The sequence below is a fragment of the Brevibacillus reuszeri genome, from assembly GCF_001187725.1.
GTDB lineage: Bacteria > Bacillota > Bacilli > Brevibacillales > Brevibacillaceae > Brevibacillus > Brevibacillus reuszeri.
In genome coordinates, this window is the sequence record NZ_LGIQ01000007.1 from 572,284 (window position 1) to 591,908 (window position 19,625).

Sequence of the window (19,625 nt, forward strand, 5' to 3'; positions counted from 1 at the left end):
GGTACGTCCACCACACCTCAGAAGTCGGGCTTAATTCTCGGATATGGCCCTTTTTTTGAAGACAATTCTGATTTCGTTCACTATCATTACTTATTATTTCAATTGATCTATAAATATTCTATAATTACTAGGGTAACGATTATCGTAAAGGTTTGCTTTTCGAGCATTCCAGATCATTGGAACAGGAAAGTAGGGATCGACTTGCCTTTTCTACGGTTTAAAGGTATGGATAAGGATAAAGTGAAAGTCATGTCTCCAGTCATTATCGAGCAATTTGCTCGAATCGCGGACGTCGCTGAAGAAAAAGTAAAAATTGAGCTTTTGGTTGTGGAGCAAATCACGAACAGTCCCTCGTCAGTGGAAATTCTCATGTTTGAAAGAGAGCAGGAGAAGCATGATGCAATCGCGGCTATGATGAACGACATTCTAGAAGAGCATGACATTCGTCAGGCTCACATTTTCTTCGTTATATTATCGCCTACTCTCTACTATAAGGAAGGCGTTCCGTTGAAACGAGGTCAGGTTGAGCTGGTTCGATAAAATTTTTTTGTTTCTATATAAAATGGTCGAATCCTCGTTGTGAGGAAATCGACCATTTTTAATTTTGAAGATAACCCAGGGCTAGTTATTAATAATAGAGGCTTTCTGTTCGTAAGCATTTGGTGCATGTACGTGCTAGAACAGTCACTTGAAAATCATGTACACACTTTTTCTGTAGCTGATGTAGCAGCTTCTGGTGTTTTTCCAGCTCAGACTGTAAACGACTGATTTCTTCGCGCAATCGGATCGTCTCGCTCATTTTGATGCCCCCAGTCTTGTTACGTGTATAGATTACTGCCCTGTTCCCGAAATTCCTGCGCCTTTCCCTTTAACCCTGCCTTGATTAAGGCATCTGAGCCTTCCTGTTTTTCGCGAGCGTAGTTACGGATGTCCTGCGTGATTTTCATGCTGCAAAATTTGGGTCCGCACATCGAGCAGAAGTGAGCGGTTTTGGCGCCTTCCGCTGGCAACGTTTCATCATGGAATTCCTGTGCTCGCTCAGGGTCAAGGGACAAGTTAAATTGATCCTTCCAGCGAAATTCAAATCTGGCTTTGGATAAAGCGTCGTCTCGTATCTTCGCCCGAGGATGCCCTTTGGCTAAATCAGCTGCATGTGCGGCGATTTTATAGGCGATCAGCCCGTTGCGTACATCTTCTTTATTCGGGAGCCCCAGGTGTTCCTTTGGCGTTACGTAGCAGAGCATCGCCGTGCCGAACCAGCCGATCATCGCAGCTCCAATAGCCGAAGTAATATGGTCATAGCCGGGTGCGATATCTGTCGTCAGGGGTCCTAATGTGTAAAAGGGGGCTTCCTGGCATATTTCCAGCTGTTTATCCATATTTTCGCGGATCAGGTGCATCGGTACATGCCCAGGTCCTTCAATCATTACCTGAACATCGTGCTTCCAGGCAATTCGCGTTAATTCACCCAATGTTTCCAGCTCTGCAAATTGGGCTTCGTCATTGGCATCCGCGATAGAGCCAGGGCGCAGTCCATCTCCAAGTGAGACAGAAATATCGTAGGCTTTCAGAATTTCACATATTTCTTCAAAATGGGTATACAGAAAGTTTTCTTCGTGATGAGCGAGGCACCACGCCGCTAAGATAGAACCACCCCTAGAAACAATTCCCGTTACACGTTCGGCGGTCATCGGGATATAGCGAAGCAGGACACCTGCATGGATCGTAAAATAGTCAACACCCTGTTCTGCCTGCTCGATCAACGTGTCACGGTAAATTTCCCATGTCAAATCCACTGCTTTGCCATTCACTTTCTCCAACGCCTGATAAATTGGAACCGTTCCAACGGGTACAGGACTATTTCGAATAATCCACTCTCGGGTAGTATGGATGTGTTTTCCCGTGGAAAGGTCCATGATTGTATCAGCGCCCCAACGCACAGACCACATCATTTTTTCTACTTCTTCTTCCATCGAGGAGCTGACAGCTGATGTACCAATATTGGCGTTGACTTTCACGTGAAAATGGCGACCGATAATCATAGGCTCAGCTTCAGGGTGATTGATGTTTGCGGGTATGATGGCACGCCCACTCGCCACTTCTGAACGGACAAATTCAGCGGGAACACCTTCTCGAATCGCGATGTACTCCATTTCAGGGGTAATGATATTTTGTCTGGCATAGTGGAGCTGTGTCACGTTTTTTCCTGATTTCGCACGAAGGGGCTCGTATCCTTCCCGCACGAATCGCGGTACAGCCCGGCTGGCTTCAGCGTGGAGACCATCGTCACGCAGCTGAGGTTCTCGTCCGCAATATGCTTCTGTATCCATTCTCTCTAAAATCCATTGCTGTCGAAGTAAAGGGAGTCCGGTGTTGATGTTAATCGAGTAGCTCGGTGAAGTGTATTCTCCGCTCGTGTCGTATACGCGAAGCGGTGGGTTAGGGGTCTGGCCAAAGGGGCCATCAGTGGGATGGAGTGTAATCTCCCGCATAGGTACACGAATGTCGGGACGGCTTCCTGTCTCATAAACTTTACGACTACCTGGAAAAGCTGGAATGGAAAACATTAAAAAACCTCCTTGTTATGGTTGCACGTAGCGAGAACCTTTTGGGGAGGCGAAAGAATCCATCGCGCTGTTCGTAAACCTGCTACACCATGCCAGATGGCGGAGCCGCGGTTGTACCTATACCGGATAGGAAGGAAGCAATTCCTATCTGTACGAAAAAACGCCGCATGGGAGCATGCGACGCCAGACGCGAGAGTAGAGAAGAAAACGGGTATCCAAAAAATACACGCCTCTTTTCATGTCGTATATGACAATTCCTCCGCTGGCATTACCCAGTTCAGGTTCAACGGTCGATGACAACGTAGCCATCCTCTCAGCCTGGTCAATCCCAAGCTCCCGTGCTTTTTATGATTATGTCTTGCAAGAATAGCATACCGATTCGTCTTTCCAATTTCAAGCAATTTTTTAAAAATAAATTTGCCGGCGCGCAACACATTTTCCCCCTATCCATAGTCATGACTCGGACTAAAACTGTTTCTGTAGACCCACACGAAGTGGGTCTGATACTATGAAGTTCGGAAATCGAAAACCAAGAAAAATGGTTTGTTTCCGCTCCTATCGATGGGTATAGAGATTTTTTTGAGGTGATGCAGTGTGGATGTGTATTCCAATCTGAAAGAGGGAGAAAAAGGAGCATGGGTTAGCATTATTGCCTATATTTTCTGTGCTGCTTTAAAAATAGGAATTGCCTTGTATGCAAGTTCTGAAGCTTTGATGGCAGATGGTTTAAACAACTCGACGGATGTAGTTGCTTCAGTTGCTGTATTAATTGGGTTACGGATTGCAAGAAAGCCGCCGGATCAAGACCATCCCTACGGTCATTTCCGTGCAGAGACGATTTCTTCGCTAATTGCGTCCTTTATTATGCTTTTTGTAGGGATTCAGGTTGTTACAGATGCGGTATCATCCTTATTTCATACACGTGAGTCAGCACCTGACATGCTTGCAGGATGGACAGCACTTGCCACGTCAGTCCTGATGGTCTTTGTTTATCGGTACAACCGAGATCTAGCCAAGAAAACGAATAGCCAGGCGGTAAAAGCTGCCGCAGCAGACAATCGCTCGGATGCTCTGGTCAGCGTCGGAACTTTTGTAGGAATTGCGGGAGCACAATTTCAAATGTTTTGGCTCGATCCATTGGCAGCATTTGTAGTTGGTTTGATTATTTTAAAGACAGCCTGGGACATTTTTCGAGAAGCGACCCACCGGTTAACAGATGGCTTTGACCAAACTCATTTAGAGGATTTGCGCGCGACGATTGGCGATATTGCTGGGGTTTCGGAAATTAGTGATATCAAGGCTCGTTATCATGGCAGCAGTGTGCTGGTAGATGTCGTCATCCATGTTGACCCAGACCTCAATGTCGTGCAAAGCCACACCATCACCGAAAAAATTGAAGCTCGCATGCGAAAAGTGCATAAAATAAACACCGTGCATATCCACATTGAACCAGATCAAAGCATCGCCGAGAGATAGCATCAAAACCTGTCCGTAAGTGGACAGGTTTTTTCGTTCATGGCTCCATTTTTTATCCATCAGCGATAGGCGACGAGCTAGACAGGTGTAGCTTTTTTGCGCCGCAAGGTTTTGGTTGTAGAAGTGGATGTAGATGTGGCAGTGCCTGTAGTCGTTTTTGTAGGTGGGGAAGCTTCTTTTTTCGAGGAAGTGGCCCGTTTTTTACTCGGTTTTGCTTTGGCAGGTGGTGGAGCTGGGGTTGCTTCTGGCTCGAGCTTTACGGGACTGGCTCCTTGTCCAGCGGTTGTCTCCAGACTCTCCCTGAGTGCTTGCATCAAATCAATGACGTTAGCACGAGCTACAGTTGGGGCGGTCGTAATTTCCTGCCCCTCCAGCTTTTTCTCAATCAAGCTTTGCAACTCTGAGCGATATTCATCTGCATACTTTGCCGGCTCAAAAGGAATGGTCATGTTCCCAATTAGCTCCGTAGCCATTTTCAGTTCATTCTCAGCCAAGGTGACAGTTGCTTCTGGAAGGGCAGGTACTTGACTAACCGGACGAACCTCATCTGGATAGTAAATCGTTTCCAGCATGATGCAATGCTCGTACAGCCGGATGACTGCCAGGCTTTGACGATTACGCATGGTTACTTGTGCTACGGCAATTTTTCCTGACTGCTCCATAGCGGCTCGCAGTAAAGCGTAGGCTTTCTCGCCTGTTTCTTGTGGGGAGAGAAAATAGCTTTTGTCAAAGTAAATCGGGTCAATTTCTTGCAAGTCGACGAAATCGAGAATCTCGATAGCTCGGCGGGTTTCGGGTGTAATAGCCTCCAAGTCAGAGTCGTCAATCATGACGAAGTGCCCTTTTTCGTATTCGTACCCTCGAACAATTTCACTCGCGTCGACTTCACGCTCGCAATGCGGACACATTTTGGCGTATTTAATCGGAGTATGACATTCCTTATGCAGTTGACGGAAGCGGATATCTCTCTCCTCCGTAGCAGTAAACATCCGCACCGGAATATTTACGAGTCCAAAGCTGATGGAGCCTTTCCAAACCGTATGCATGAGATCCCTCCTGGCCGTTCATTTATATTAGTATTTGCCATCACAGGGCGAATTGGCGAGGGAAATGAAGGTGATTACAAGTGGCAAAAGGATTGCAAAAACTAATTGGACAAGAGGCTCTATGATCCAGTACTCTTGTTGTTTTAGAGGGGGAGCGGGATGGAAGAGATGAGGAGTTTGGTTGAGAATTTATCTGTTCAGATGGGACAGATAGCGACGGATTTGAAGCTCCACATGAATCAACAGATATTAGCATTATACGGAAAAAGAAGTAGTTTACAAAGAACTGCAGGATTTAGCAAAGGCACACGATGTAGATATTCGGATTTTGAAAAAAGCTGTGGCGAATAGGTCCAATCCATCATGAAACAAATGAAAGTAGCCAGCCGGTAACCTACGTTTCGGCTGGCTTTTGTTCTACATGTGTCTATTGCCCGTGCTTTACGATGTCAGATTGGTCCGCCTCGGACTGCATTTCTCGTGCTCTCTCGCTGCCAACACCTGTGCGATCTGCAATGGATTGGGCTTTCGCTGCCTTCAGCTTTTGTTCTGATGGTTGTTTTTCCGCCATGACGCTGCGTCCCCCTTTAGGCAATATGTAGGTAGTATGCTTCGTAATTACAGAAATACCGCTGGTGAATCTTGAGCGAAAGCTGGCAACGAATAAAAAAATACCCCATCGCCAAAAAGACGAAGGGGCAGCAGTTCAACTCCTCCCGTAGTGGGAGCGATGGCACGGAATGCTCCTATCAGACACGCCGCACGCGAAAAGTGAACTGCTTTTCAATTATGGGAGAGGAGAAACCGGAGGAAGAGCTTATGGGGAAACGTAAGTCTTCTCCGCGGTTGTCAGCGACACCGTTACGTCGCTATCCATCATCCTTTCCAATATTTACGTCATGTATACGAAAGAAGCGCAAAAAATTTCCATCCGAGAATTTTACGGCAGTTTGCAGTTGTGATAGTATGAAATCATTCTTTTATCATGAAGAAAAAGGCATCATACATAACTAAATTGACAGGTGAGAATTTGTATGCGAGTCATCGCTGGAGAACACAGAGGAAGACGGCTGGCGGCTGTCCCAGGAAAGGGTACACGTCCTACCACAGATAAAGTAAAAGAGTCGATTTTTAATATGATCGGCCCTTATTTTGACGGGGGCTGGGCGCTGGACCTGTATGCAGGAACAGGCAGTCTTGGCATTGAAGCCTTGAGCAGGGGCGCTGAGCGAGCCGTTTTTGTCGAAAGAGATACTAAGGCTTTTGCAGTAGTAAAACAAAATGTGACAGCATGTCGACTGGATGATCATGCAGAGCTTTACCGGATGGACGCGGATAGAGCCATTCGCACATTAGGCAAGCGGGATCAAGCATTTGAACTAGTTTTCCTAGACCCGCCCTACGCCAATCAGAAGATTGTAGAAGAGATCAACCTGCTGCAAGAACTGGGGCTGCTCGCTGATGGTGCTTGGATTGTGGCAGAACATGATGTCGGTGACCAGTTTCCCGAAGTCATCGGAAAATGTGTGAGGGACCGAGCTTCGACATATGGAGATACTGCCGTTACCTTGTACTATTATGAGGCTGATCCCGAAACGTAAGACTACATAAACGTATGGGATGAAGTGAGAGGAGGATGCAATGTGACAATTGCTGTTTGCTCAGGAAGTTTTGATCCGGTAACCTATGGGCATCTCGATATCATTGCCCGCAGTTCAAAAGTGTTTGATAAGGTGATTGTAGCTGTCCTCATTAATTCCAAAAAAAATTCCATGTTCAGCGTGGAGGAGCGCGTGGAGCTTTTGCGCCAGGCTACAGCTGACATGGACAATGTAGAAATAGACTCATTTAATGGGCTCTTGATTAACTACATGAACGAGCGCGGTGCCAATGTAATCATCAGGGGCTTGCGCGCGGTTTCGGACTTTGAGTATGAAATGCAGGTAGCATCGATCAACAAGAAGCTTGATGAAAAAATCGAGACCTTTTTCATGATGACGAATAACCAATATTCATATTTGAGCTCGAGTATTGTAAAGGAAGTAGCCAAATACAATGCAAGTGTAGCGGATTTGGTTCCGCCAGTCGTCGAGCAAGCGCTGAAAAAGAAACTGAGCGAATAGAGCCTCAGGAGCGACGGCTAATCAGTTGACGTGTCAAAACGCTTGCGATGAGTAGCAATGCTGCGATCCCTACTGCGGCAGCGCCAGAAAACGCGAAGGTTTCCCACCAGCTTGCTTGTGGTATTCCAGAGGTGACAGGAGTAAAAACGGGTATACTCCTTTCGGAAAACCAACTGCTGACTTGAGAGAGAGGTTTCCAGAACACAAACGTGAGTATTGCTGCCAAAAAGGCGTGTAACGAACGGGCAAGCAAGTAAGGAGCGACCCTTATATCTGTCTCGCTCAAAATGCTGGCAACCTGCGCGTGTACGCTGAGCCCACCCCATGAGAGGATGGCGCTTGCTATGGCTGCTTTCCAGACGAGGGATATGCTGTCTGGAACGACACTGGCTGCTTGAGCGCCCAGCGTCACTTCAAACAAACCGGATATGATCGCTTGGGAAAATGCGGGTGGAAAGCCCAAGGGCCCAAGAAAAATGGTTAAAATCGAACTGATAAAGGTCGTCAGGTGAATGGCAGCGAAGAGTTGAATTAACACAGAGAAGATAATGATGAAGCCGCCGATCATAAAAAGCGTGTTCAGCGCGGATTGGACGGCATCACCCATGAGCTTGCCAAAAGCACGACCATCTCGCAAACGCGCGCGGTGCATGGCTTGAAGCGCTCGCAACGGCAAAGGGAGATTCGTTTTGTCCAAGGGCTTGGTTACGGTCGCAAATGGTGCGTGAAAGCGATACAGGATTCCCATCAGAACGGCAGAGAAATAGTGGGTGGTAGCAAGCACTACGCCCATTTGCTCGCTGTGAAAAAATCCGATGGCTACTGCGCCGATTACGAACAGGGGATCGCCTGTGGTCGTGAAAGATACGAGACGCTCGCCTTCTGCCTTCGTAATGTTTCCTTGTTGCCTGAGCCTTGTAGTCAGTTTGGCTGCGACCGGATACCCGGAGGAAAAACCCATTGCGAGCACGAAGCCGCCTGTACCGGGAACGCTGAACAGAGGTCTCATAAAAGGCTCCAACAAGACTCCCATAAAATGAACGACGCCAAGGCCCATTAAAATCTCTGAGAGGACGATAAATGGGAGGGTAGAGGGAAATACGACCTCCCACCAAATTTTTAAGCCTCGGACTGCAGCTTCAAATGACAGCTGAGAAAAGAAAACCAGAGAGAAGACGAGCGCAAGGGCAGCAATGGCAAACAACAGCGTAAGAATCGGAGAATGGCGTGACATGGACTCCTCCTGAATCAACGACGAGATAGATAGTACATGTCTACGTGGGAGACAAGAAAACTATGCGTGAGCTTGTATCTTGTTCTTGCGAAAGGATTCGGATTTCTTTACATACGCTGGTAGCAGGGGGGATGTTGCCATGGTAACGAAACGTAAACCAATCGTGGGGCTTGCTTTGGGTTCGGGTGGCGCCCGTGGGTTTGCGCATATTGGTGTTCTCAAAGCTTTAGAGGCCAAAGGAATCGAAATTGACATGCTGGCAGGAAGTAGTATGGGCAGCCTGATTGCAGCGGTTTACGCAAATGGAATTGACCCTCATATGATGGGGAAGCTTGCCCAGAATTTGAAGCGCAAGCATTGGCTCGACCTTACAGTTCCCACACTCGGTTTTGTAGCGGGAGAAAAAATCAAGCAGCTCATTCGTCTCCTCACACATGGCAAGCGAATTGAGGAGCTGAACAAGCCGCTTGCGATTGTAGCTACCGATATTGAATCGGGAGAACGAGTCGTGTTTCGCGATGGACCAGTGGATCAGGCTGTGAGGGCAAGCATCTCCATCCCAGGTATTTTCGTGCCGGAAAAAGTCGGCAACCGGTTGCTTGTGGATGGAGGCGTGATTGATCGGGTGCCGGTTACGGTTATCCGTGAAATGGGTGCAGATATCGTCATTGCAGTAGACGTTGCACAGGTGGATACGCCGATGAAGGTAAGCTCTATATTCGATGTCATTGCCCAAACGATTGATGTCATGGAAAGAGAGATATTGCGCCACAGGATCATTGCGGCTGATCTCGTAATTCGGCCGGATGTTGGACACTATAGCAGTATCGCTTACTCCGGCGTCGAAGAAATTATGGAGCAGGGAGAACGTGCAGGCGAAGCACATGCGGAACACATCCAAGAATTGATTGCAAAATGGGAGGTAGAACATGAGTGAGAATCAGCTTTATGCTCATAAACGGAGGCCAAAGGGTAGAAGAGGCTTTAGCTGGACGCTTGCTCTGGTTTCGATCTTGCTCGGACTTTCTTTTTTTATACCCACAAATTATTATGTAACGCGACCAGGCTCAGCGATTGAGCTTGGACCGATGATAAATGTAGAGGGTGGAAAAAAGGACGAGACAGGCTCGTTCATGCTGACTACTGTTCGAATGGGGGAAGCGAATTTAGCGTGGTATGTTTATGCACATGTCGCATCCGATGCAGAGCTAATGCCAAAAGAACTGGTTGTAAGCAAAGGAGAGAATAGCGAAGATTTTGTCCGACGCGAACAAGCAGTCATGGATAATTCGCAGAAAATTGCCGAAGCCGTCGCTTTTCGTCTGGCGGGATATGACGTCAAGGTAGAGAAGCAAGGTGTGTGGGTGATGGGGACCTTGGAGGGGCTGCCAGCGAAGCAAGTCTTAAAGATCGGTGATGTGATTACATCCGTCGACGGAGCCCGCACAACAGAAGCAAAGGATCTACTCCAGGCACTTGCCAAAAAGAGCGCAGGCGATCAGGTTGAAATTACATACCTCAGAGATGGACAAGAAGCAAAAACGATGTTAACCTTGGTACCACTGCCAGAATCAAAGTCCGTTGGCATCGGTGTGCGTCCTGATAACAAGCAGAGCATTACCATTCCCAAAGCGGTAACGATAGCGTCGCAGGGCATTGGGGGGCCTTCTGCCGGACTCATGATGACACTAGAGATTTACGATCAGCTGGACACCAGTGTTGATTTGACAAAGGGTTACAAAATTGCAGGTACTGGTACCATCTCACTGGATGGAACGGTAGGCAGAATTGGCGGAATCAATCACAAAGTCATTGCAGCAGATAATGCTGGTGCAGAAATATTTTTCGCTCCGCAGGATACGCCTGACGCAACCTCCAATTATGAAGAGGCGCTTGCTACGGCTAAACGCATAAAAACCAACATGAAGGTTGTTCCTGTAAAGAACGTAGGGGACGCTGTTTCTTACCTGAATAGCCAAAAACCAAAAAATTCCTAGTCGAATAAGCTGTCAAGGAAAAATGGTTGACAAAGCTTTGGGCAGGGTCTATAATCATCTTTGTTGTGCATGAGGTGAAATGACGATGAACATTAAGTTAGCAGATTTAGAACGTAGAAATGGTGAACCGTTGCCGTTTAAGGCTACGCTGGATGAAGTGGACCTGAAAAGCCGTCATCACGAGATTCGCGGGATGACTCCTGTAGAAGCTGAGGGTGAGGCAGTACAGCTCGGTAATCTTTACTACGTAACAGGCAAGATGAAAGCCGATGTCAATTTCATTTGTGCAAGATGCCTGAATCCTTTTACACACCATGCGTCCGTTTCTTTTTCTGAGACGTTTGCCCCAGAAGATGATCCGATTCTAGGTGAGGACGAAGACAGCGACATTTTGCCGCTTGAAGGCGATGAAATCGAGTTGGACGCGCTGCTGCAGGAGGATTTCCTTCTGGCGATGCCGACATTCCCGCTTTGCGAGGATGATTGCAAAGGCCTGTGCCCAACTTGCGGTGTAAACCGGAATGAAGTATCATGCAGCTGTACGAATGAACGAATCGACCCGCGCTTGGCAGGTTTGGCAGATTTCTTCAAAGACAGCAAATAGTTTTCTAACTGTTTTCAAGATGAGGCGCCTTTCCTTAAATGGCTGCGTCTCATTTTTGAAGGATGGCATAAGCGTTTCGCCTATACTATCCACCCTATAGAGCATCTTAGCATTTGTCAGTTGAAGGAGGTGTAAGGAAGATGGCAGTACCTCAACGGAGAACTTCCAAAACCCGTAAAAGAATGCGTCGTACGCACTTCAAATTAGAGATTCCAGGCATGATCAAATGCGATAATTGCAGCGAATACAAGCTTGCGCATCGTGTTTGCCCAAGCTGCGGTCACTACAAAGGCGTGAAAGTAGCAAAGTAAGATCCGCTGCTAAAAGTAAGGTGAGCAATCACCTTACTTTTTTTGTGTTTGCGTACGGCTTACCATTACTTATGAATGCTTAATTTCGCTTGCGGAGATGACGTAAATGACTTACAATGAAGGGGAAAGATGAAGGATGGGGTTGAATCGTTATGTATCAAGAGGAGCGGTTGGCCGCTATCCTGCAATACTTGCAAAAGCACCAACGAATTAGTGTTCAAGAGGTAGTCGAAAAGTTCGGGGTTTCAAGGGACACGGCGAGGCGTGATATCGTTAAGCTGGAGGAGTCGGGCGAAATTCTACGAACAAGAGGAGGAGCCATTCTTCCTAAACTCAACAAGAAGAGCTACTCGTATCAAGAGCGAATGCAGCTTGACGTAACAGGCAAGCGCAGCATTGCTCAAGCGGCAGCCCGTTTGATTAAAAAGGGGGATTATCTGCTGCTGGATGCTTCAACAACGGTCCAAATGGCTGTAGAATCCGTGCATACTTCTGAGCTCGTAATTATTACCAACTCACTCGGAACGGCCTCCAGCATGGCTCGCAAACCAGGTGTACTTGTAAAGCTCCTGGGTGGAGATGTACATGGGGAGGATCAATGTGTACATGGCACGCGCGCGCTGGAAAATCTGGCTGACTACCACGTCGACAAAGTTCTGGTAGGAGCGTGTGGATTGACTGTAGATGGTCTTGTTTCGCCGTCTGAGGAGCATGGGCACTTGATCAGAGAAATGATGAAGAAAGCGGACCAGGTCATTATTTTAGCTGATCACTCCAAGTTTGGAAAAAGCATGTTGTATCGCGTTGCTAGTCTCAATCGGATTGATATCATTGTTACCGACCAGGAGCCAGGCGAAGAAATGGCTAAGGCCCTCTATGACAACGAGGTCGAAGTGATTGTAGCGGCTGGAATAGCGACGCAAATGGTAAATAAGGGGTAGATTTCACCTGGCTGGCGTGATCGCCAAAGCAGCGTGACAGCAGGTGAATTTATCAGAGAAAGTCCTTCACAAAAAGAGGGGCTTTCTTTTTATTTGAAACACTTCCCGTTTCGTAAAAGAGCAATCCCCGTTTTTACCGAAGAGCGTGCCAAAGCTAGATTTTCTAATTGCATTGCCCTTCTGTATCTGCTATTCTATGATTCCTGACTTTTTCCAGAGAAGGAGGATCATATGGTTTACTGGCGGATTATCCGCAAAAGCTATCGTCGTAATCTTCGGTATCGTCTGTCACATTTGATCAACAATCTGGCAAGCTCGATTTTTGGGCTTGTTTTTATTGCCATTTGGGCGGGAGTGCTGCATGGCAAACAAGTGTATGGTCCTTACGATATCAAAACGATGGGTCAGTACATTGCCGTTTGCCAATGCGTTCTGTGGATGACGACCTTTTTGACGCCTGGTCTTGCCATTCCGGTTGGTGTGAGGAGTGGGGCGGTGAGTCTGGATTTCATCAAGCCAGTCCACTTTCTTTGGTACGTACTGAGCCAAGAGTTTGGTCGAATTGCCTACAATGCATGCTACCGCAGCTTACCGATCGGGTTGTTGCTAGGTTTTGCTGTAGGCTTCTATTTTCCAACCCATTCCTTCGGTTATCTCTGGTTTGCGCTCTCGTTGCTGCTCGGGACGTATATTGGCCTTCTGCTTTTTTACCTCGTTGGTTTAACCTCCTTTTGGACAACGGAAATTCGCTGGGCACACTACATTTTGCTTTCCCTTGTATTCGGACTTGGAGGACAAATGATTCCTTTGGATTTACTGCCGGGTGTGATGGGAGAAATCGCGCCGTATTTACCATTTTCCTGCATGATTTATTATCCGGTCATGACTTACCTGGAGCTGGCAGGTCCATTTGCTCTTGTCGTGCAAGGGAGCTGGGCGTTCGTATTGACGGGAATCGCGCTCGCAGGAACTGCGATAGCAAGACGCAAGCTTGAGATTCAAGGGGGATAGTCGACGTGCTCATACTTTATCGTAAGCTCGTGGCAGCTAGTATTCGTGCCCAAATGCAATACAAGCTGAACTTTCTAACAAGTGCTGCGACGACAGGGATGATTATGGTTCTGGATTTTTTAATTTTGTCAGCTATTCTCTATCGCTTTAATGACGTTGTCGGCTGGAATATTTACGAGGTTGGACTTTTATACGGGATTTCCTCTGTTTCCGTTTCGACGTATAGGCTGTTTGCACCTGAAATCAATGATTTTGAGAAGTACATCATTCAGGGGGAAATGGATCAGTTGCTCATCCGTCCTGTTTCCCCGCTGCTGCTCTTGCTCACACGAAACCTCGATCTGTCACGTCTTGGCGGAATCGTGCAAGGAATCTCGATTTTATGTCTTTCCATGATCGGGCTCACTGCACAAGAAAAAGAGATTTGGTTACTGCTCTTGTTTATGCCTGTAGCGATAGTGTCAGGCAGTGTGATCTATTTCTCGATCGCACTTTCTACAGCAGCAACAGCCTTTTGGACCCATCAGATCAAAGACCTACAGACATTTACGATTTACGCACCAGCCAATGCTTCCAATTATCCGATAGGCTTGTACCCAAGCTGGTTAAAATGGATGTTTTACACGGTACTACCGATTGCCTTTATGAATTATGTGCCGATGCTTACGCTGCTCGGTAAAACACATTACTGGTATTTCCCTTTGCTTACACCGGTGGTAGCCGCTCTCGCTTTGCTTTTATCCTTGCGTTTTTGGGCATTTGGAATACGACATTATCACAGTACGGGTAGTTAGGGGGAGGATTGAGATGATAAAAGCTGAAGGAGTAGGGAAAAGCTTTTTCCTGACCAAAGCCAAAGAGGGAAAGTTCTCTTCCCTGCGCACGCTTTTTTCACGTGAAAAGCGGGAGGTAAAGGCTGTCGACAACATCTCCTTTTCGATAGAAGAAGGGGAGTTCGTTGGCTATATCGGACCGAATGGAGCGGGAAAATCCACGACGATCAAAATGCTCTCCGGAATTCTTCATCCAACGGAAGGCAGCGTGCTCGTGGGTGGATTTAGTCCGCAAAAACACCGCATTCAGGTGGCTTCTCAGATCGGTGTCGTTTTTGGGCAAAGAACACAGCTGTGGTGGGACTTGCCCGTTCGCGATTCGTTTGAAATCCTGCAAGCGATGTACAAAATCGATCCCAAGGCGTATCGGCAGGCAATGGATACTTATAAGGAATTGCTCGATCTGCATGATTTTTTGGAGACGCCAGTGCGAAAGCTCTCGCTTGGACAAAGAATGAGAGCGGATTTGGCTGCTGCGCTCCTGCATAATCCACCCATTTTGTTTTTGGATGAGCCGACCATTGGACTGGACGTGGTTGCGAAAACGCGGATTCGAGCTTTTTTGCAGGAAGTGAATCGAACGCAAAAGAAGACAATTCTATTGACTACGCACGATATGGACGACATCGAGCAGCTATGCAGTCGAATTATCGTGATCAATCATGGCCGAAAGATGGTCGACACAAGCATCCAGGAATTGCGTAAGCGGATTGGGCTACCCAGTATGATCCAAATTGACTATCGTCTTGCTCCAAATCTCCCTGAGCTCATCGAAGGTGTTGAGAAAATAGAGCTTGCAGAGAACGTTGCGACGATTTACTATGACAAAGGGAAAATTCCATCGCCACGGATATTGGCGGAGGTAGCGCAATGGGGCGAGCCATTGGATATCCGTATGAAAGAGCCTGGAATCGAGGAAATCATCAAACGCTTGTATCGCTAGGGATGCATACCCATTTTCTCTAACTTTACTTGTAATTCAGAGCCTTCTCCCTTATACTGATTTTTGGTACCAGGTATTAAAAACTGATCGCAAACATAGATTACATAAGCATAATCAAGGTCTGGTACTTCATTTGATTCTATTACCTACCATGACATTGCCAGGGGGTGTCGAGCATCGCCCGCTTGCCGAAAAAAGATCGCCAGTCCCGTTTGATACAGTCGCTGGCGGATAACCCATTTGCGACGGACGAAGATCTTTCAGAGTTATTTCAAGTCAGCATTCAAACCATTCGATTAGACCGTTTGGAGCTAGGCATCCCGGAGCTTAGGGAACGGATTAAATCGGTCGCAGAAAAAAGCCTCGACCCTGTAAAGTCGCTGGGGATTGATGAAGTCATTGGTGAAATCATCGATTTACAGCTGGATTCGCAGGCGATTTCTGTTTTGGAAATTAAGGAAGAACACGTTTTTTCACGGACACAAATTGCCCGTGGACATTACATATTTGCTCAAGCCAATTCGTTGGCCGTTGCAGTAATCAATGCGGATGTGGCTTTGACGGCCACAGCAAGAATTCGCTTCGTTCGACCGGTGCGTGCGGGCGAAAAGCTGGTTGCAAAAGCTCTGGTCCGGAGCCGCAACGGCGATGAATGCAAGGTGCGTGTAGAAACAAAAGTACAAGGAGAGCTAGTCTTTACTGCTACTTTCCGTGTAGTTGGAATGTCGGAGTCACAGACGCGGCATGGCCTGAGAAGTTAGGAGGAATTACGGTTGCGAATTGCACTAGATGCGATGGGCGGCGACAATGCACCACGTAGTACGGTGCTGGGAGCGTTGGCTGCCGTCAAGGAAAACCCGTCAATTACAGTGGTGTTGGTGGGGGATGAACAAGCTATTCGGAGCCATTTGCCGCAGGAAATACCGTCAAGCATTGAAATTGTCCCTACGACAGAGGTCATTCAACCAGATGATGAACCTGTGCGAGCGGTGCGTCGAAAGAAAAATTCTTCACTGGTAGTAGCTGTAGAGATGGCGCGTGAGAAAATCGTCGATGCAGCCATCTCTGCCGGGAATACGGGTGCACTGATGACGGCTGGTTTGTTATATGCCGGGCGCATGGAAGGGATCGAGCGCCCTGCACTGGCTGCCTATATTCCGAATGTAAAAGGAAGAGTCACACTGACATTGGATGTTGGTGCGAATATGGATGCCAAACCGCATCACCTTCTCCAATATGCAGTAATGGGAAGCCTGTATGCAGAAAAAGTGCTCGGGTTTGAAAATCCAAAAGTAGGCTTGCTGAACGTAGGAACAGAAGAAGGAAAAGGCAATGAATTAACCAAAGCGGTCTTCCCTCTTCTGGCAGAAGCAGACTTGAACTTTGTTGGTAACATAGAAGCGCGCGATGTGATGGAGGGGGCATGTGATGTACTCGTCTGTGATGGGTTCGTTGGAAATGTCTTGCTTAAATCTGTCGAGGGAGCAGCCTCTACAATCTTTTCCCTGCTCAAGCAGGAGTTTACTTCCAGCCTGATTAATAAGGTAGGAGCGGCTATTTTAAAACCTGGATTGTCCCGGTTTAAAAAACGGATGGATTATGCAGAGTACGGTGGAGCTCCACTGCTTGGCTTGCGTAGTCCCGTTATTAAAGCGCACGGGTCATCTGATGAAAAGGCAATCAAAAATGCGATTGCCAGTGCGGCTCTTTTCGTGAAGCAGGACGTGAACGACGTAATTCAGGAAGAGCTACAAAAAAATCGTACAGAAAGCGAGTGAAACAGATGAATGCAAAGCGTTCAGTAGGAATTTTGGCTACAGGCTCCTACACACCTGAACGGGTGTTGTCTAACTTTGATCTGGAAAAAATGGTGGATACTTCGGATGAGTGGATTGTTTCCCGTACCGGTATCCGGGAAAGACGGATCAGCTCGACCGAACAAGCATCTTCTGACCTTGCTTTCGAAGCAGCTAAAAGAGCGCTGGAAAAAGCAAATATTAGTGCAGAACAATTGGATATGATTATTGTCGCAACCGTGACACCAGACATGATGTTTCCTTCGACTGCCTGCATCTTGCAGGAAAAACTAGGAGCGAAGCGCGCAGCCGCTTTGGACGTATCGGCAGCATGCACCGGCTTCTTGTATGGAATCACGACAGCGACTCAGTTTATCGCAAATGGCTTCTACAAACACGTTTTGGTTGTTGGTGTAGAAACCCTCTCCAAAATCACAAACTACAAAGATCGTAATACATGTGTACTATTTGGTGATGGTGCAGGAGCAGCTCTGATTGGTGAAGTGAAAGAGGGCTTCGGCTTCCAATCCTTTGAATTGGGCGCAGATGGTTCGGGTGGTCCACTTCTTTGCCAGCCTGCAGGTGGTTCGAGAATTCCGGCATCCAGCGAGTCTGTTGAAAATAATCTGCATTACCTTTCGATGGCTGGCGGCGAAGTCTTTAAATTCGCAGTTCGCGTGATGAATTCAGCAACAGAAGCCGTTTTGACCAAAGCTGGCATCACGAAGGAAGAAATTGATCTTTTGGTGCCACACCAAGCAAACAAACGTATCATCGATGCAGCAGTCCAACGTTTTGGCTTGTCTGAAGAAAAAGTAGCGATTAACCTTGATCGTTATGGAAATATGTCCTCTGCATCTATCCCGGTAGCTTTGGATGAGGCTGTGCAAGCTGGCCGAGTGAAAGAAGGGGATCATGTCGTTCTCGTCGGATTCGGTGGAGGCTTGACTTGGGGTGCTTCTCTCCTGAAATGGTCGACTGCAGCTGCTGAAGGGAGCGAGCAATAATGGGTAAAATCGCATTTGTGTTCCCAGGCCAAGGCTCTCAGTTCGTCGGCATGGGGCAAGCTCTCTCTGAGCAATCACCGGCAGCGCGTCAAGTATTTGAAGAAGCTGACGCTGCCCTGGGCTTTTCGCTTTCCCAGCTTTGCTTTGAAGGTCCTGAAGAGGAATTGAAGCTGACTGCAAATACACAGCCGGCAATCCTCACAGCGAGCGTTGCTGTACTTGCAGCCTTGAAAGAAAAACAACCGAATTTTACACCAGCGTATGTGGCAGGTCACAGTCTGGGTGAATACTCCGCACTGGTAGCAGCAGGAGCATTGTCTTTTGCGGATGCTGTGAAAACCGTGCGCTCCCGTGGTCAGTTCATGGAGGAGGCAGTTCCGGCAGGACAGGGTGCAATGGCAGCTGTTCTGAATATGGATCGTGCTGCACTTCACGCAGTGTGTGAGGAAGTGACGGCATCTGGTCATCCGGTTCAGCTTGCGAACCTCAACTCACCAGGTCAAATCGTCATTTCTGGATCCGCTGAAGGTGTAAAGCTGGCAGGCGAACAGGCAAAAGCAGCAGGCGCAAAACGAGTGCTACCTCTCAATGTGAGCGGTCCATTCCATTCCAGCCTGATGCAGCCGGCTGCTGACAAGCTGCAAGCGGTTCTTGCAGAGGTATCAGTGAAGGACGCTGCGATTGAGGTTGTTGCCAATGTAACGGCAAGACCAGTAACAGAAGCAGCGACCATTGTAGAGAGTCTGATTCAACAGGTAAGTGCTCCTGTATTGTGGGAGGACTCTGTACAGTGGATGGTAGAGCAAGGTGTGACAACCTTCGTTGAGATTGGACCAGGAAAAGTACTGGCTGGTCTGATCAAGAAGATCGCTCCTGCAGAAACGACAATTATTTCTGTACAAGATATTGATTCGCTTAGCGAGCTTTTGGATGGAGGGGTACGATGCTAGCAGGAAAAACAGCTCTGGTAACAGGTGCTTCGCGTGGAATTGGTCGTGCGATTGCGCTTAAACTGGCAGAAGCAGGCGCCAATGTCGTGGTGAACTACGCAGGTAGTGAAGCGGCAGCCAGTGAAACCGTAGCACTCATCAAAGAGATGGGGCGCGATGCGATTATGGTTCGTGCCAACGTATCTTCTACGGAAGATGTGAATGAAATGTTCAAAGCTGCGCTTGATCATTTCGGCGCGCTTGACATTCTCGTAAACAATGCAGGGATTACCCGCGATAATTTGCTGATGAGGATGAAAGAAGAAGAGTGGGACGATGTGATCGCGACAAATCTGAAGGGCGTATTTAACTGTGTAAAAGCAGCTACCCGTCCGATGATGAAGCAGCGTTCCGGCAAAATCATTAATATCACATCCGTCGTTGGAGTGCTGGGCAATGCCGGTCAGGCGAACTACGTTGCTGCCAAGGCAGGCGTAATTGGGCTCACCAAAACAGCAGCACGTGAGCTCGCTTCACGTGGAATTACTGTCAATGCGGTAGCACCTGGTTTTATCGATACAGAAATGACTGCCGTTTTGCCTGAGGATGTAAAAGCAGGCTTGGTGAGTCAAATCCCATTGGCACGTTTGGGACAGACAGAAGATATCGCTTCCGTAGTGCTGTTCCTCGCTTCTGATGCGGCTAACTACATGACAGGTCAAACCTTGCATGTAGACGGCGGCATGTATATGTAAAAACGTCTTCAAGTCTTGTTTCATACAAACTGGTTTTTTGAAAGCTCATCCA

Annotated in this window: 22 protein-coding genes; 17 read left to right on the forward strand and 5 right to left on the reverse strand. The window is 47.6% G+C overall.

Going from position 1 to position 19,625, the window contains the following annotated elements; translation table 11 throughout:
* Nucleotides 1–201 precede the first annotated feature (201 nt).
* Nucleotides 202–540 (forward strand): DUF1904 family protein, encoded by a 339-nt coding sequence (locus tag ADS79_RS12450; protein ID WP_049738711.1) that lies wholly within the window; start codon nt 202–204, stop codon nt 538–540.
* An 88-nt stretch (nt 541–628) separates the two neighbouring features.
* Here ADS79_RS12450 and ADS79_RS35660 read toward each other — a convergent pair whose 3' ends face one another.
* The gene (locus ADS79_RS35660) at nt 629–799 is read right to left on the reverse strand and encodes a hypothetical protein (protein ID WP_162839530.1); all 171 of its coding nucleotides are present in this window, start codon (nt 797–799) and stop codon (nt 629–631) included.
* Nucleotides 800–818: 19 nt separating this feature from the next.
* Nucleotides 819–2,567, reverse strand: a complete 1,749-nt coding sequence (gene thiC, locus ADS79_RS12455) for a phosphomethylpyrimidine synthase ThiC (RefSeq protein WP_049738712.1) — start codon at nt 2,565–2,567, stop codon at nt 819–821.
* A 594-nt stretch (nt 2,568–3,161) separates the two neighbouring features.
* Here thiC and ADS79_RS12465 point away from each other — a divergent pair.
* Nucleotides 3,162–4,043: a cation diffusion facilitator family transporter gene (locus tag ADS79_RS12465; protein WP_049738714.1), complete on the forward strand. Its 882-nt coding sequence runs from the start codon at nt 3,162–3,164 to the stop codon at nt 4,041–4,043.
* Between the two features lie 77 nt (nt 4,044–4,120).
* Here the strand turns inward: ADS79_RS12465 and ku are convergent, their stop codons facing one another.
* Nucleotides 4,121–5,089 carry a non-homologous end joining protein Ku gene (gene ku, locus ADS79_RS12470; RefSeq protein ID WP_049738715.1) on the reverse strand — a complete coding sequence of 323 codons (969 nt, stop codon included), beginning with the start codon at nt 5,087–5,089 and terminating at the stop codon, nt 4,121–4,123.
* A gap of 427 nt (nt 5,090–5,516) precedes the next feature.
* Nucleotides 5,517–5,660: a hypothetical protein gene (locus ADS79_RS35665; protein WP_162839531.1), complete on the reverse strand. Its 144-nt coding sequence runs from the start codon at nt 5,658–5,660 to the stop codon at nt 5,517–5,519.
* A 463-nt stretch (nt 5,661–6,123) separates the two neighbouring features.
* Here ADS79_RS35665 and rsmD point away from each other — a divergent pair, with 463 nt between their 5' ends.
* Together rsmD and coaD are read left to right on the forward strand one after the other, a co-directional pair.
* On the forward strand, nt 6,124–6,690 hold the full coding sequence (rsmD, locus tag ADS79_RS12480; protein WP_049738717.1) for a 16S rRNA (guanine(966)-N(2))-methyltransferase RsmD: 567 nt from the start codon (nt 6,124–6,126) through the stop codon (nt 6,688–6,690).
* A 42-nt stretch (nt 6,691–6,732) separates the two neighbouring features.
* On the forward strand, nt 6,733–7,212 hold the full coding sequence (gene coaD, locus ADS79_RS12485) for a pantetheine-phosphate adenylyltransferase (protein WP_049738718.1): 480 nt from the start codon (nt 6,733–6,735) through the stop codon (nt 7,210–7,212).
* A 4-nt stretch (nt 7,213–7,216) separates the two neighbouring features.
* Here coaD and ylbJ read toward each other — a convergent pair whose 3' ends face one another.
* Complete coding sequence (ylbJ, locus tag ADS79_RS12490; protein ID WP_049738719.1) at nt 7,217–8,446, reverse strand: sporulation integral membrane protein YlbJ; 1,230 nt, start codon at nt 8,444–8,446, stop codon at nt 7,217–7,219.
* Between the two features lie 139 nt (nt 8,447–8,585).
* Between ylbJ and ADS79_RS12495 the strand changes: the two genes are divergently transcribed.
* The 13 genes from ADS79_RS12495 to fabG all read left to right on the forward strand — a co-directional run bounded on the left by ADS79_RS12495 (nt 8,586) and on the right by fabG (nt 19,573).
* A complete protein-coding gene (locus ADS79_RS12495; protein WP_049738720.1) occupies nt 8,586–9,383 on the forward strand; it encodes a patatin-like phospholipase family protein in 798 nt (265 codons plus the stop codon).
* Complete coding sequence (locus ADS79_RS12500) at nt 9,376–10,443, forward strand: SepM family pheromone-processing serine protease (protein WP_049738721.1); 1,068 nt, start codon at nt 9,376–9,378, stop codon at nt 10,441–10,443. Before ADS79_RS12495 ends, ADS79_RS12500 begins: the two co-directional genes overlap by 8 nt.
* 85 nt (nt 10,444–10,528) lie before the next feature.
* Nucleotides 10,529–11,047, forward strand: coding sequence for a YceD family protein (locus ADS79_RS12505; protein ID WP_049738722.1), 519 nt, complete (start codon nt 10,529–10,531; stop codon nt 11,045–11,047).
* A gap of 140 nt (nt 11,048–11,187) precedes the next feature.
* Complete coding sequence (gene rpmF / locus ADS79_RS12510) at nt 11,188–11,358, forward strand: 50S ribosomal protein L32 (protein ID WP_005834357.1); 171 nt, start codon at nt 11,188–11,190, stop codon at nt 11,356–11,358.
* 152 nt (nt 11,359–11,510) lie between these two features.
* Entirely contained in the window at nt 11,511–12,299 is a 789-nt protein-coding gene (locus ADS79_RS12515; RefSeq protein WP_049738723.1) for a DeoR/GlpR family DNA-binding transcription regulator, read from the forward strand.
* Nucleotides 12,300–12,530: 231 nt separating this feature from the next.
* Nucleotides 12,531–13,310, forward strand: coding sequence for an ABC transporter permease (locus tag ADS79_RS12520; protein WP_049738724.1), 780 nt, complete (start codon nt 12,531–12,533; stop codon nt 13,308–13,310).
* 5 nt (nt 13,311–13,315) lie between these two features.
* Complete coding sequence (locus ADS79_RS12525) at nt 13,316–14,104, forward strand: ABC transporter permease (protein ID WP_141261012.1); 789 nt, start codon at nt 13,316–13,318, stop codon at nt 14,102–14,104.
* 13 nt (nt 14,105–14,117) lie between these two features.
* Nucleotides 14,118–15,086, forward strand: a complete 969-nt coding sequence (locus ADS79_RS12530; protein ID WP_049738725.1) for an ABC transporter ATP-binding protein — start codon at nt 14,118–14,120, stop codon at nt 15,084–15,086.
* Between the two features lie 167 nt (nt 15,087–15,253).
* A complete protein-coding gene (gene fapR / locus ADS79_RS12535; protein ID WP_049738726.1) occupies nt 15,254–15,847 on the forward strand; it encodes a transcription factor FapR in 594 nt (197 codons plus the stop codon).
* A 12-nt stretch (nt 15,848–15,859) separates the two neighbouring features.
* Nucleotides 15,860–16,864: a phosphate acyltransferase PlsX gene (gene plsX / locus ADS79_RS12540; RefSeq protein WP_049738727.1), complete on the forward strand. Its 1,005-nt coding sequence runs from the start codon at nt 15,860–15,862 to the stop codon at nt 16,862–16,864.
* A gap of 5 nt (nt 16,865–16,869) precedes the next feature.
* Nucleotides 16,870–17,889, forward strand: a complete 1,020-nt coding sequence (locus tag ADS79_RS12545) for a beta-ketoacyl-ACP synthase III (RefSeq protein WP_049739080.1) — start codon at nt 16,870–16,872, stop codon at nt 17,887–17,889.
* Nucleotides 17,889–18,839 (forward strand): ACP S-malonyltransferase, encoded by a 951-nt coding sequence (fabD, locus tag ADS79_RS12550; RefSeq protein ID WP_049738728.1) that lies wholly within the window; start codon nt 17,889–17,891, stop codon nt 18,837–18,839. Before ADS79_RS12545 ends, fabD begins: the two co-directional genes overlap by 1 nt.
* The gene (fabG, locus tag ADS79_RS12555; protein ID WP_049738729.1) at nt 18,833–19,573 is read left to right on the forward strand and encodes a 3-oxoacyl-[acyl-carrier-protein] reductase; all 741 of its coding nucleotides are present in this window, start codon (nt 18,833–18,835) and stop codon (nt 19,571–19,573) included. The genes fabD and fabG overlap by 7 nt, the downstream gene beginning before the upstream one ends.
* Nucleotides 19,574–19,625 lie beyond the last annotated feature (52 nt).